The sequence below is a fragment of the Bradyrhizobium erythrophlei genome, from assembly GCF_900129425.1.
Lineage (GTDB): Bacteria > Pseudomonadota > Alphaproteobacteria > Rhizobiales > Xanthobacteraceae > Bradyrhizobium > Bradyrhizobium erythrophlei_C.
In genome coordinates this window covers 7242738-7256021 of sequence record NZ_LT670817.1, presented here as the reverse complement: position 1 = coordinate 7256021, position 13284 = coordinate 7242738, and the positions used below count along the sequence as shown (strand labels likewise).

At 58.3% G+C, this 13284-nt stretch carries 11 protein-coding genes; 7 read left to right on the top strand and 4 right to left on the bottom strand.

What is annotated here, in order from left to right:
* Positions 1-39: 39 nt before the first annotated feature.
* The gene (locus B5527_RS34500) at positions 40-3624 is read right to left on the bottom strand and encodes a FecR domain-containing protein (protein ID WP_172842755.1); all 3585 of its coding nucleotides are present in this window, start codon (positions 3622-3624) and stop codon (positions 40-42) included.
* A gap of 459 nt (positions 3625-4083) precedes the next feature.
* On the opposite strand from B5527_RS34500, the gene B5527_RS34495 reads away from it, so the two are divergent.
* Entirely contained in the window at positions 4084-4743 is a 660-nt protein-coding gene (locus B5527_RS34495) for a FecR family protein (protein WP_079607725.1), read from the top strand.
* 202 nt (positions 4744-4945) lie between these two features.
* Positions 4946-5812 (top strand): tetratricopeptide repeat protein, encoded by an 867-nt coding sequence (locus B5527_RS34490; protein ID WP_079605480.1) that lies wholly within the window; start codon positions 4946-4948, stop codon positions 5810-5812.
* Positions 5813-5996: 184 nt separating this feature from the next.
* Here the strand turns inward: B5527_RS34490 and B5527_RS34485 are convergent, their stop codons facing one another.
* Positions 5997-7922, bottom strand: a complete 1926-nt coding sequence (locus B5527_RS34485; protein WP_079605479.1) for an adenylate/guanylate cyclase domain-containing protein — start codon at positions 7920-7922, stop codon at positions 5997-5999.
* Between the two features lie 224 nt (positions 7923-8146).
* On the opposite strand from B5527_RS34485, the gene B5527_RS46820 reads away from it, so the two are divergent.
* Complete coding sequence (locus tag B5527_RS46820) at positions 8147-8557, top strand: DUF3551 domain-containing protein (protein ID WP_245332368.1); 411 nt, start codon at positions 8147-8149, stop codon at positions 8555-8557.
* A 195-nt stretch (positions 8558-8752) separates the two neighbouring features.
* Here B5527_RS46820 and B5527_RS34475 read toward each other — a convergent pair whose 3' ends face one another.
* Positions 8753-9040: a hypothetical protein gene (locus tag B5527_RS34475; RefSeq protein ID WP_079605477.1), complete on the bottom strand. Its 288-nt coding sequence runs from the start codon at positions 9038-9040 to the stop codon at positions 8753-8755.
* Between the two features lie 528 nt (positions 9041-9568).
* Here B5527_RS34475 and B5527_RS47910 point away from each other — a divergent pair.
* The 4 genes from B5527_RS47910 to copD all read left to right on the top strand — a co-directional run bounded on the left by B5527_RS47910 (position 9569) and on the right by copD (position 12399).
* Positions 9569-9946: a DUF2946 family protein gene (locus tag B5527_RS47910; protein ID WP_425305042.1), complete on the top strand. Its 378-nt coding sequence runs from the start codon at positions 9569-9571 to the stop codon at positions 9944-9946.
* A 63-nt stretch (positions 9947-10009) separates the two neighbouring features.
* Positions 10010-10969, top strand: a complete 960-nt coding sequence (locus B5527_RS34470; RefSeq protein ID WP_154072682.1) for a hypothetical protein — start codon at positions 10010-10012, stop codon at positions 10967-10969.
* 9 nt (positions 10970-10978) lie between these two features.
* Positions 10979-11332, top strand: a complete 354-nt coding sequence (locus B5527_RS34465; protein ID WP_079605475.1) for a copper resistance CopC family protein — start codon at positions 10979-10981, stop codon at positions 11330-11332.
* A 74-nt stretch (positions 11333-11406) separates the two neighbouring features.
* On the top strand, positions 11407-12399 hold the full coding sequence (gene copD, locus B5527_RS34460; protein WP_079605474.1) for a copper homeostasis membrane protein CopD: 993 nt from the start codon (positions 11407-11409) through the stop codon (positions 12397-12399).
* A gap of 285 nt (positions 12400-12684) precedes the next feature.
* Here the strand turns inward: copD and B5527_RS34455 are convergent, their stop codons facing one another.
* The gene (locus B5527_RS34455) at positions 12685-13224 is read right to left on the bottom strand and encodes a PepSY domain-containing protein (protein ID WP_079605473.1); all 540 of its coding nucleotides are present in this window, start codon (positions 13222-13224) and stop codon (positions 12685-12687) included.
* Positions 13225-13284 lie beyond the last annotated feature (60 nt).

Below are 13284 nucleotides of genomic sequence, written 5' to 3'. Positions count from 1 at the left end.
CGCGCCCTTGCGTCCAATCCCGGGCCACGGCTCGGGTCGTTACACGATCAGATCGTGCGGCACATGGGTAACGAGAGCGCTTGGCGCATGGCTTGGAACGATATGGAACGCGTCATCTGGGTATTGCTCCGGCGAGGGCAGCCCAATCGCTTGTGCTCCCTCTGAAATCGCCAGTGGTCCGTGAGTCCCGGCAGCATCTTCGTGATGGCTCGTCGACGCTGGGATGCCGTTGAGTTCGGCAACGTCAGTGACCCTCGAACCCTTAGAGCCCGAAATCTCGTCCTTGAAGTGAAAGGAGTCCCCGGGCGTCCCGGGAGTCTGTCCTCCCTCTGAAATCGCCAACGTTCCGTGAGTCCCAGCAGCGTCGTCGTGATGGCTCTCCGACGCCGGGATATTGTTGGGCCCTGCAACGTCAATGATGCCCGAACCCTTAGAACCCGAAATCTCGTCCTTGAAATGGAATGAGTCCCCGGGCGTACCGAAGGTCTGAGAAGTGTCGAGCGTCAAACTGGTGTTGATGCCGCCGGCGTTGGCAAAATCGGTGGTCGCAGCGTTTGCGGCTGTGATCTCCCCGGGGAGGCCGCTGGTCACGGTGCCGGAATCCGTGGGGGGGTCGTCGATTTCGGTGCCGGCGCCTCCATTGACGCTCGTGAAAGACCACGCGCTATCGGTATAGTTCCCGGAAAAATGAAGTGTCACATTATTCGAACTAATGCCATCACCGAAGGTGATCGTGCTGATGTCGGTACCGCAATTGTACGAGATCGAGGCGGACATGCTTCCCTCCACATAGGGAAGCTGCGAGAGGTCGATCAAATCGGTCGACGTGAGGTGCGTGGTAATGCCGGTGCCCGTGATCACCCCGGCGAATTTTGCACAGTCATCGATGACCAGCTTGCCCGCGCCCTGCTCGAAGTAAACTACCTGGCTGTCGGTCGTGCCCGGAGCAACATTGCTGCCAGGGGCAAACTCGAGCGTGCTCCCGCTGTCGATCGAGAACTTCCCGATTCCGGTAATGGGGCCGGTCACGGTCAGGTAGACATTCGGATCGACGATGATCGTGTCGTCGTTGCCAATAGGCCCGATGAAAGTGGCGTTGGCTGCTTCCTGCAATGTCCCGTCATTATCGAGTTGTCCCGAGTCGCTTACATCGAGGTCGCCGGCGAGCTGCAAAGTTCCACCGACGTTGATCTCCGTCGATGCCGCGCCGTGCGGTATCGTGAGCGACGCCGCATGGGCATCCTGTGTGCCGGTGATGATGACCGTGTAACAAGAAGGCGCATCGATGGTTGTGTGGGTGCTCAAGGTGGGAACAAACCCGCGGCTCCAGTTTTCTGGATCGCTCCAGTCGAGCGTTGGCCCCGGGCCGCCGACGATCAACGACTCCGAATCTTCGATGACTTTTATTGCCGTCGTCGCGGTGGCCGTCGCGCTGATGTCGCCTTCCGAATCGTGCTCGGTCGCTGCAATCGTCAGCTTGAAACATCCTTCGAATTCCGCCGGGGGCGTGATCGTCAGGCTCGACAGGTTCCAGCTGGCCACGTCCTGCGAGGTGTCATCTGCGGTCGCCGTAAAGCTATGGCCGGCGCCGTCGCTCAGCGTAGCGCCCACGGGGATACAACTCACGACAAGCGTATCGAGGCTGTTCGGTGTCGCGTCGCCGTTGGCGCCCGACAGGCTGTTGGCCATCGCGCCAAGGTCCAGGGCAATCGCCGTGCCCTCATAGCCATGCGCGGCGACCGGGTTGAGGTAGGGCACAAGGGGTGCGACCGTGACCAATTCGTTCGCACTCGCCGCGTTGGCGTCCTGGTCGGTCGCCGTAACGGTCAGGCTGAAATTGGTATCGTTCGGCGGAGTGATCTTCAGGTTCGACAGATTCCAGCTCTTCACATCGACCGAGGTGTTGCCGCTGGTCGTTATGAAGCAATTCATGCCGTCGGTGAGCACTGCCCCGGCCGGGATGCCGCTCACCACAAGCGACTGCACGCTATCGCTATGGCCCGGCAGGCTGTTCACGGTCGCGGTGATCGTGCCCAGTGCGATCGTCCTGCCCTCGATGCCGCTCTCAGCCTGCGGCAACCAGGTCACCTTCGGCGGCGTCTCGTTGACCGCGATTGTTTGCGTTGCCTCTTGCGCCGGATTGCCGGCCGAATCCGAGACGTCCGCCGTCACCGTGTAGCTGGCGTCATGCAGCAATTTAGCTTCGGTCGAGCTGACGTTTACTGACCAGCTGTTGTTCGTCAGCGTGGTGGTGAACGTGTCGACGACGTGGCCGAAACTATCAACGATCTTCACCGTCACAGGCTGGCCATCCTCCGCGTCGTTCGTAGTGCCCGCGATGGCGAACCCGGTGCTCGCCGCATTGACGTTGACGACGTTGTCACCGGCAACGGTGTGGATTGCGATCCTCGGCGGGGTCTCGTCTATCCTGATCGTCTGGCTGGCCTGCGCCGGATCGCCGGCCGCATTCGATGTGTCCGCCGTCAGCGTGTAGATACCGTCGGCCAGCGCCTTGGCTTCCGTCGGATCGATGTCAATCGACCAGGTGTTGCTGGTGACCGTGGCCGTACCGTTGTAAACGACGTGGTTGGAACTATCGGCGATAGTGGCCGTAACGATCCGGCCGTCCTGTACACCCGAGGTAGCGCCCGTGATCTCAACCCCGGCATTAGCTTTGGCGGCGTTAATGATGTTGTCCGCAGCAATACCGATTTGCCCGGCAATACCGATTTGTCCGCCAATGCTGGTGATCGCTAAAGTCGGGGGCGCCGGAGTCGGCTGCATCGGAGGCAGGATGATGAGCTCAGGAACCGTGGTTAACGTCGCCTCTATCGGAAGGGGCGATCCTTCGACTGCGGGGGAACTACCCGGAATGAAATTGATAGGCTGCGGCACCAGCTCCGGATCGGAGAACGGGGGCGCGCTGTCCCCGCTTTGTCCCAGCCCTTTCGCGAAATTGGCGAGCGCCTCCTGTTGGGCGGCGTGCAACTCCTCCATTCGAGCAGGAGAATTCGCGACTTCGTTCAGGCTGACCGAGGACCCTCTTCTGGTCAGGACGACTGTCTCTCCCGGATCCTCAACAATGATGTGTCGCGGGATCGCCTCTTTGGTTACGAGCTCGAACACGCCGTGCGCGAGGTCCTTGTATGTGATGCTGTCGTCATCCAGGAATGTGACGTTCGGGTCCGCTGCCTGGGCTTCCTTGATGAGTGAGAACGTCAGTGCCGCGAGCGACAACAGGCCGATACCGCCCGCCTGGGCCCGGCTGCGAATGCTGCCAACAGGCGTGTCCACTATCAGGGAGCCGGTTGTTGCCAGCTGGCCGGCAAAGAAAGCGAAGGTCCCCCTGGTTACTGCGAGCAGCGCCGACCGCAAGGTGCCATCGGAGTTCCGCGCGAATTCGCTTAGCACCACGCGCGTGTCGCGGGACAGGGTGAACACGGTGCCGTCGATAAAGCGGATTTCGATTCGTCCGTCGGCTGCGGTCTCGATCACGTCATCCTGGCAAACAGGATCGCCGTCCATCACTTGAACGGCAATGCCGCTGGCACGCGTGATGGTGGCGCAACCGATCGCCGCCTGAACGCTGCCGATCACTTGGGGAAGATGGCCCAAAGCGGCCATGCAGACGTCCCCGAACTCTACGCCGGACGCAACTGACATTGGCTTCGACCCTGCCTGCCGAGTAACTCAGGCCCAGCGTGGTGCCGCAGTCTTTTTGTTCTGGCTTGCCCTCGCCACGAGGTCAAAACATCCTGGCGCCGGCAGCCCTAGGCTTGCCCGCTGAAAAAGTCCCGATCGAACTTAAACTTCACCAGTAAGGAAGCGCCGTTCCGGCGACGTCGATCCGACAGGATTGCTGTCGTTTTGTCGCGAGTGCGGCCCCGTGAAAATTATAGTATAATTTATGTCCGAAGTGTCCACCTATTTAATTGCAGTGCCTATCAATGGCAGTGGGCCGGACGCTAGATGAGCCTATCTGCAGTGGCTGATCTGGCGTTAGCGTATTCCCGTCTCGGGTCAACGGTCCAAAGCAACCATCGGCCTGTCACACGACAAGGTCTTCTCAAAAAGGAGGGGATCATGCGCACACATACGATAAGCATATTGGTGGCAAGTTTCGTTTTGGTGCTGGCAGGTCTGTCGCCTGGTCCGGCGCGAGCGCAAACCGATTCTCCCCAACCCGCCGTCCAGGATTCTTCAGCAAAACCCATTGGGAGAGTTGTAACCGCCACCGGTTCGATCACGATCGAACATGCGAGTGCAGTCGTCGTTCAGGCAAATATCTCCGGTCAAGCCTCTCAGACGAAGGTTGGTGACGTCGTCTATTTGGGCGACGTCGTCCAGACCGGAGCCGACGGCCGGGTCGGGATCAACTTTACTGACGGTACCTCGTTCAAGCTATCGAGCAACGCGCGCATGGCCTTGACCGAATTCGTGTACGACCCGAACGGCAAGTCAAATTCGAGCTTGCTCAGCCTGACCAAGGGAACGTTCACGTTTGTTGCCGGCAACATAGCGAAGACCGGCGACATGAAGGTCGACACCCCCGTCGCAACGGTGGGAATCCGAGGCACCACGCCGCACATCGAAATATCGGATGATGGGACAGTCAAGTTTGCGACACTTATTGAAGAGGGCAAGAGTGACCTTACGAAAAAAAAGCCCGGGGCACGCGCGGCGCAGCAGCCCGAGCAAAAAACCGATCACACGTTCAATCTCAATATCTGTCGAGGGTGCTAGGGCATGATCCGGAACAGTGCCTGGCGGTTTTCCGAAAGGATCATGCCCAGTCAAAGACTGCCATGACGGTTCAACCGAATCTCATCGCGCTCCAGGATCATCTCTTGAGCGCGAGCCGTTCTCGGTGCGAACGGAAATCCGCCGGAGAGCGGCGACTTGCAGAAATCAGCGACTGCACATTCCCAAAATCGGGGCTCCTGATATGGAAATTCGTGCAAAGACCGGCGCCATCGACAGCCTAGCGCCGATTCTCATCCTGCTGCTGCTCGCGTCACCGGCGGCGGCACAGGACCCGAAGCCAAAGGACAGCTACATCAAGAATATCGAGGCCTGCAACGGCCTGGATCGCACGTCGTTTGAAGCTCGTATCGCCGGTTGCACGGCGCTCATCGACGAGCACCAGGTTACGACGACAACTGCCTTGGCTACCGCCTATAGCAATCGTGGCAACGCCTACGCCGCAAAGCGGGATTACGACCGCGCCATCCAGGATTTTGATCAATCAATCAAGCTCAATCCGACTTACTCCAAGCCATTCAACAACAGCGGCGTGGCTTACTTGAAGAAAGGCGAGTACGACCTCGCGATCGAAGCTTTCGATCAGGCAATCAGGCTCAACCGGAACTACGGCGAAGCATTGGCCAACCGTGCTGGAGCTTACTTGAAAAAGAATGAATACGCTCGTGCGGCGCGGGACTACGATGAGGCAATTCGCATCGAGCCCGACTTGCAAGGCGTGTGGAATGGACGCTGCTGGACCCGAGCCATCCTCGGTGCGCTACAGGGGGCGCTGGAGGATTGCAACAAGGCGATTCAATCGGATTCGAGCAGCGCCGCGACGTATGACTCGCGTGGCCTGATCTACCTGAAGACGGGCCGGGTCGCCGCGGCTATCGATGATTACAGTTCTGCACTTCGGCTCGACCCGAAGCTGGCGAGCGCGCTTTATGGGCGCGGGCTTGCCAAGCTCAAGCAGGGCGACAAAGTTGGCAGCGACGCCGATATCTCAGCCGCAAAAACAATCCAGGGCAACATAGGCGACGACTTCACGCGCTATGGCGTGCCATAGAAACCAATCAACGCGAGCTTCGGATTACTGCCCGGTCCGACGATGTTCGTTCATCGGGGTGGAGCGGACTCGCCGCGAATGGCTCTCCACTTCCGACTTTGACCCATTTCGGACCTTGCCCAACGCGCAGACACGTACCGGTCGCCGCCTCATCTGATCACCTCGGCGCGAGCATCCATGCTGATCATTCCGGCAGCCCGGCTTTCCGTAGGCCCTCTGCGAGTCTCTCGCCATAACTTAAAAACACCGGATTGTCAGAGGGCATTTGCGCCTTCCATTGCGTGATGGTCCTTGCTCTGGTCCCATTGAGCGATAGGTAGCGCTTCAGCGTGTCGCGGGCTTCCGTTTCTTGCCCGCTCTCTGCGAGCGCTGCCGCAAGCAACGCCTGTGCGAGTGGCCATTGTGGAGCGCCCGCGACCGCCCGACGCAGCCATTCGATCGCCTGCTCGTCCTGATGCAGGAGAGCTAATGCAAATCCTTTCTGTAGCTGAAAAACGTACAGCAACGGATCGCGAGGGCTCAGGCGCATCGCTTTGTCGGCATACTCGATGGCCTTTTGCGGTCGACCTAGATAGCTGCTTGCGATGGACAGGTCACCGTAGGCGCTAACAAAGCTGGGGCTAAGCGCGAGGCAGCGCTCGGCCTCCACTATCGCCTCCTCGAAACGCTTCTGGGTCAGGAGAACCAAGGCCTTGGCATGGTGAGCAGCATACGCGTTCGGGTCAATCGTCAGCGCCCTGGACACCAGTTCGTCGGCTCGCCGGATATCGGCTTCACGGTCCTGACTCTGAATAGTCAGGACTTGGTCGATGAATTTGAATGAGAGATTGACCAGTGCCTTGACATTGCGTTCGTCTCTCTGAAGCGCGCTGTCGCAGAGATTGTACCCACGCTCTTCTTCATCGCTACCCGCTTGCGCGTTCACGAGGATCGCCTCGCAGCGCATGGCGAGGTCCTCGGCGTCCAAATCACTCGGATGGGTTCGGGCAACACGCGCGGCTTCGACCTCAACCAACTGTAACTGCAGGGCCCGTGACAGCCGAGTGACGATCTCGTCCTGCATTTCGAGCAGATCGGCACGGTCTGCGTCGAACTGGTCGGCCCATAAATGCGCGCCAGTCTCAGCATCGATGAGCTGCGCACTTACGCGGACCCTGTCGCCGCTTTGCTGCTCGCTGCCTTCCAGTACATAACGCACTCTGAGATCTTTGCCGATCTGCTTTACGTCAACGGCTTTGCCCTTGTAAGTGAAGGCGGTGCTGCGGGCGATCACAAAGCTATGGCGAATACGGGAGAGGCTGGTGGTCAGCTCCTCTGTAATGACATCCGCCAAATAGTCTTGCGCTGGATCGCCGCTCAGATTGGCGAAGGGCAGCACGACCAGAGACAGCCGCGAAGCTGTGTTCCACCACCGCGGATTTCTCACCGTGTCATTGACGAACCAGATGGCGACCGCAAGCACGGCGGCCGCGAGACCGCTTGCGGCATACCTGATCTGGGTGCGAAAACGGCTCAGGCCTGGCGCAGGTAACCGTGTGATGCCCGCGCCTGCCGGTGCTCGTCTTGCCTCATCGGCATGCCCTAGCGAGTAGACATGCACCGGGTGCGTGATGTTCTTCACGCGCTGCTCGCCTCTGTCCGTAAAGGCGAATGGCACCTTGTCGCGCACCTGCTCGTAGGCCGCGCCCGAGACGCAAATGCCGCCAGCCTCCGCAATGTTTTCTAATCTTGCTGCGACGTTCACGCCATCGCCGAAGATGTCGCCGTGGTCGATAATAATGTCGCCGACATTAATGCCCATGCGGAACTCAATCCGCTTGTCTTTTGGAATGGCCGCGTTACGCTCGGCCATTCCCCGCTGGACCTCGACGGTGCATCGCACCGCATCCACAACGCTGCTGAACTCGGCAAGCAATCCGTCGCCGGTGTTCTTGACAATCCGCCCACGATGCTGGGCGATCTTGGGATCGACAAGAGAGTGCAGGTGGTCCTGGAGCTGAGCATGGGTGCCTTCCTCGTCCAGGCCGGTCAGGCGGCTGTAGCCAGCTACATCGGCCGCAAGAATAGCAACAAGTCTGCGCTCGACTCGACCCTGGCCCGGAGTGACCATCTGCTGTCCTCTCGGCACTATTCTACACCGGGCAGCGGCAAGGATGAATGGGAGCCCACCGCGACCGGGGCTGGCAGCTGGCCTTGCTCGCTAAACTCGCGGTCACGGGATGTCGCTTGTTGGCACTTTTCGGACATGCCCGGGTGGCCTGTCTGCTCCTGAGGGGGGAACGGACTTGCCGAGGAAGCAGGGTCGCTTCCGTTTTGACCCGTTGCGGAAATGGCTTGCGTAAACGCGATTACCGAAAGGGTGCGAAGTTGATGCCCTTCAAGGCGGTTGGCGCGGCCAACGCTTCGCGTGAGAGAGGAAAAAATGCGAGCCGACGAGATGCTTCGATTCGTGGCGGATTTGGCAACAGAGGAGAAATTGAAATGCGCAAGATCGTTGGAGCTGCTGCGTTTGTAGCCATGGTGTTCATAGCACTACCGGCATCCGCTCAACCAAGTGATCCCTACGATTATCCCTACTGCCTGCAAGGCAAGGACTACAACCTTCCGGGGTTGTGTCAGTTCAGAAGCTACCTGGAGTGTGAGGCCACGGCCTCCGGTACATTTTCGTATTGTGGTCCGAATCCTCGATTTGCATTTGCATACGGATGGCAATGGCGCGGCCGACGACCCTATCGGGTACGTTGATCGAACCACTTGCGGCGCGCGTCTCGATTCGCTGCGCGCCCAAGGACCGGCTGTGCGTTGAAGTCCCGCAGCAACGGTCACCACTCGCCCGCACCGGCAAGGTGATCGAGTGAGCGTGGCTCACTGGAAAGGCCGTGCCAGTGTTGTTCGCTCTTCACATTTTTCTGGGAAGGCGGTGATCAATACAACGGACGATCAATCGCAAACCTCGACGCGGCGGTATACCCAGCCGTAGCCGTCCCAGTAGCGTTCGCGAACGAACCGGCACACGGGCTCTTCGACGTATACCGGCGCCGGCGCATAGTAGACCGGCGGCGGTGGAGCAGGGCGTGACGCCAGGGCCCCACCGAGCAACGCCCCGCCGATAAGTCCACCTACGACGCCGGCGGCGATTTGACCGTTCTCTGCTGTCGCCGGTGCTGGCGACAAAAAGGTGGCTGCGGCTACTGCCACAACTCCGACAACTGAAGCGATATTGCGCATAATATGCCCCTTCAAACCGAGAAATCCTCGTTTGTGGACTTTTACCAATCATACATCTCGCGATTAACGCTTTCTTAATTCTGCAGGACGGCAACAAATCTTTTGTACCGAAACCGTTCTACTGCGCCCCTGTTCCTGTTCAGGTTAACAATCGGATTGCGCAACATCGACGGCGACTGGCGTATCGTCCCACGAGCATCATTCCGTCCCGTCAACAGAATGGCGTGGTCTGACGTAGCTCTAGTTTTCAGGCGTAAAGCCACTTCCGGTTCTGGCACTTTTCCGACATGCCGGGCCGGTCTGGCGATGTCCGTTGATCGGAGTAGGCCGGAAGTCACCGGCTGAGGGTCAAACCGGCGCTTCCCATTTGAGACATCGGACGGACCCGCTTCCAAAACTCCACCTTGCCATGGGTGCCAGGATGGGTCTTTGAATGACAAGCCTGCCAGGCAACGACTTCATGGCTTGAATCTACTTCCAGTCAGTATAACTTCGACGATCGTGAGCATCGGGCGGAAGCGCGCAGGCATGAAACCGCGGCTATTCTGGCGAAGGCTAGTTGGCGCGGCGGCCATCTATGCGCTTATTCTGCAACCCCTGCTGGCCGTTGTGGGCGCCCAGTCAGCCCATGCGTCGGCCATCGATGATCCCTCTCTATCCCAACTTTGTCAGCATGCGACTGACGGTAGCCCCGTCCCGCCCGCCGACCAGCACAACCATTCTGCGGACGACCATTGTGTCCTCTGTTTTGCAGCAGCATTTCACCTCTTGGATGCTCCGCGACCGGTAACGATCCAGCACGTTGGTTCGCAATCCAGCAAGGGACGGCAATCGGCGCATCCGCTGCGCCTATCCTCTTTCTCTTATTCGGTCGCACGTCCCAGAGGTCCTCCGCTCAGCGCGTGATGCAATGCGGCCTCGTGGCTCCCCGCAACTGCTTTCACGTTTGCACTGACCGGAGAAATTCTGATGTCTCGATACATGCCGCTTTCATTTGCGCTCGCGAGTTTTATCGCGTTGGCGTCTACTTCCGATGCGCTCGCTCACTGCTTTGTAGGCGCTCGGTTCTTTCCGGCAACATTGGCAACCGACGATCCCTGCGTCGCCGACGAAATCTCGTTGCCGACCGTCTCGTGGTCAAAGACTGCGGATATGCCGCCAGCCTCCGAGTGGGATATTTCTGTCGATCTTTCAAAGCGGATCACCGAGAATTTCGGCGTCTCGATAGGTCAAAACTGGACGCAAATTCGACAGCCCGACGGTACCCTCACGTCGGGATTTCAAAATCTCGAAACGGCGTTCCAGTATCAGGTGGTGAAGGATCGGTCGCAAGAGTTGGCGGTACTGGCCGGACTCGTCGTGGATTGGGGGCATACCGGTTCAACCGCTTCCGGGCTGGCCACCACATATAGCCAGGTTACCCCGACGCTCTATTTCGGGAAGGGCTTTGGCGAATTGCCGGAAAGCCTATCATGGGCGCGTCCGTTCGCGCTGACCGGACAGGTCGGTTATCAAATTCCGACGAACTCCTTTGATTTCACCCAGAGCGTCTTTATTCCGCAACAATTGGTCTACGGGGCGTCGTTGCAATACAGCATGCCCTATCTGAAATCCGAGGTCATTGACCTTCAGCTTCCGGACTTCTTCAATCATCTTATTCCGCTCGTCGAGCTGACTTTAACGACGCCGGTCGCAAATAATTTCGGCAATCCCTACACCACCACCGGAACCGTCAACCCCGGCGTGATCTGGGTCGGAAGCTATTTCCAGGTCGGCCTGGAGGCGATGATCCCCATCAACCGCGAAAGTGGCAGCGGGGTCGGCGTTATCGGGCAGTTGCATTTGTATCTCGACGACATGTTCCCGACGACCGTAGGACAACCGCTGTTCGGCGGCTCGTCGGCGGCCCCCCGCAAATTGACCTTTTGAGGCGGCACCATGCGAATGTTGATTTTTGCGGCATCGGCTCTGGTCACCGTAACCGCGGGCACCGCCGCCAAGGCTCATGCTTTTCTGGACCACGCGGAGCCGCGCGTTGGAAGCACCGTGCCCACCGCGCCGCGAGAACTTACTCTTTCTTATACTCAGAATCTGGAGCCGGCGTTCAGCGCGGTCGAGGTGAGTGATGCCAACGGCAAACGAGTCGATCAGGGCAAGCCGTCAATCAGTGCGGCGGTCATGCGTGTCGGGCTGAAACCTCTAGCGCCTGGAACGTACAGGGTCCGTTGGCACGTCCTGTCGGTAGATACGCATACAACCGAAGGCAGCTTCACCTTTCACGTTGGACAGTGAAGCCGAAGCGACTGCAAAGATGCGACGACCGATCGACTCCTCCGGAGTTGGTGACCGCCGCAACAGGGATTAGCATGGAGTACAGTTTGATCAATCCGCTAGTCGCGGTGCGGGATATTCACTTCGGCTCTACAGTGATTGTCGCGGGCATAGTTTTCTTCGATTTCTTCGTTGCTTCGCCGACCTTGCGGACAACGGGTTCGCAGCTCGGGACGACCGCAGCCGCCTTAAGAACTTGTACCGCCCTGGCGTTATGGATCAGCATGGCCTTGTCGATCGTTTCGGGCATTGCATGGTTATGCCTCCTGGCCGCCCGAATCGTTGGTAAACCAATTGAAGATGTCATTGCGGACGGCACGGTCTGGATCGTTCTTTCGCAAACGCAATTTGGGTTTGCATGGAAGCTGCGATTTCTGTTCGGCGTCCTTCTGGCCGCGTGCTTGCTGGCGCGGCGGGCAAAGAACCACGTTACGCCCATCTGGCAAGAAGTTTTGGCTGCATTGTTGGCAGGCGCATATCTCGGATCGCTGAGCTTTGCAGGGCACGGCGAAGAGGGTCTGGGACTTGAGCGAAACCTCCATCTTGCCGCGGACTTCCTCCATTTGATCGCCGTTGGTCTCTGGCTAGGGGGCCTTATTCCCCTGGCGCTATTCCTCTTATACCTGCGCAGATTCCGTGAAGAGGCATGGGTCACGGCAGCGGGTGACGCAGCCTGTCGATTTTCCAATCTTGGCATAATTGCCGTCGCAACGCTGCTTGTCAGCGGAACAATCAATGTCTGGTTTTTGGTTGGGAGCATGCAGGGCTTCGTCGGCACGAGCTACGGCAGGTTGCTACTCTTGAAGATTACGTTGTTCGCCGCGATGGTATGTCTAGCCGGGATCAACAGGGAATATCTGCTGCCGCGACTTTCCGGTGAAATTGGAACGAACCCGGCGTCCCGCACTGTGCAATGGCTTTTACGTAGCTCCTTGGTCGAAATTGTCCTCGGGATCGGAATCATACTCATCGTCGGGATGCTGGGCATCATGGCCCCGGCAACCGATATGCATGCTCACCTCCATTGAGTTCGTCCGAAGCAGATACTCTCTCCTAAATTGGAGAAGGAAGAAAGGCGCCCCTTCAGGGTTAAGGCCTTTTCACAGCAGGTCGGGAACAGACACATATCTCGGCGAAAACAGTTCTGCGCGCTCTCTGCGCGTGCACGTTTTCACACAGCCTGGACCCCTATCGGACATCGTATCCGTAGTTCTGGCCAGCTTGAGGTATCGACCCTAAGCCGCCCAAAAGCTGAGGCCGGAGATCGATCTCATAGCAACGCCGGAGTTTGTCTGAATCAGTTCTCTGACAACCTATTTGATTTGGCCGCTCCTTGGGTCAATCACAAATTTGGTCGTTGCACCCTGATCCACAATGGTGACTTCGTAAACTATCCGGCCGTTTGCCTCTTCAAGGCCAGCGCTAATGGCTTTTCCAGAACCTTTTTCTTCCGCCAGGGCAGTCGCCGTGGCAAGATCGATTAAAGCTTTTAGCGAGCCAGCCAATTCCAGCTGGTCCTCCTCGTCAAGTTTGGATACCGGCGTGGTGATCCCTTCACCGATTATTTCTCCCGTCCAAGCGTCGATAGCGCCTTCCCACACATTGTTGTCCTGATAGGTTTTCACCTTGTAGGCCAACTGATCCGCCTGGCTGTCAAAGCTTATATCGACGACTTTCGCATCTTTGTGCTTTTTCGCTGCGATCCTTATCGCCTCAGCAAGGGTGATTTTCGCTTTCTCGAAGGATTGTATTACTTTCTCAGTGGGTACTACGTCAGGCTCCGGCGTGCGTTGTGCGAATGCAGGAGCAACGGCGCACACGATGAGGAACGAGAGGATTCCTGTCTTACGCACGAAGAACCTCCTTCTGCAGTTCCCGCCAAACTGGCGCTTAAAGCAGGGCTAAATGTAGGC

What these genes read in the sequence shown, in the direction of transcription:
- B5527_RS34500 (WP_172842755.1), bottom strand. Translation starts at nt 3,624, where the DNA reads ATGGCCGCTTTGGGCCATCTTCCCCAAGTGATCGGCAGCGTTCAGGCG.
- B5527_RS34495 (WP_079607725.1), top strand. Translation starts at nt 4,084, where the DNA reads ATGCGCACACATACGATAAGCATATTGGTGGCAAGTTTCGTTTTGGTG.
- B5527_RS34490 (WP_079605480.1), top strand. Translation starts at nt 4,946, where the DNA reads ATGGAAATTCGTGCAAAGACCGGCGCCATCGACAGCCTAGCGCCGATT.
- B5527_RS34485 (WP_079605479.1), bottom strand. Translation starts at nt 7,922, where the DNA reads ATGGTCACTCCGGGCCAGGGTCGAGTCGAGCGCAGACTTGTTGCTATT.
- B5527_RS34475 (WP_079605477.1), bottom strand. Translation starts at nt 9,040, where the DNA reads ATGCGCAATATCGCTTCAGTTGTCGGAGTTGTGGCAGTAGCCGCAGCC.
- B5527_RS47910 (WP_425305042.1), top strand. Translation starts at nt 9,569, where the DNA reads ATGAAACCGCGGCTATTCTGGCGAAGGCTAGTTGGCGCGGCGGCCATC.
- B5527_RS34470 (WP_154072682.1), top strand. Translation starts at nt 10,010, where the DNA reads ATGTCTCGATACATGCCGCTTTCATTTGCGCTCGCGAGTTTTATCGCG.
- B5527_RS34465 (WP_079605475.1), top strand. Translation starts at nt 10,979, where the DNA reads ATGCGAATGTTGATTTTTGCGGCATCGGCTCTGGTCACCGTAACCGCG.
- copD (WP_079605474.1), top strand. Translation starts at nt 11,407, where the DNA reads ATGGAGTACAGTTTGATCAATCCGCTAGTCGCGGTGCGGGATATTCAC.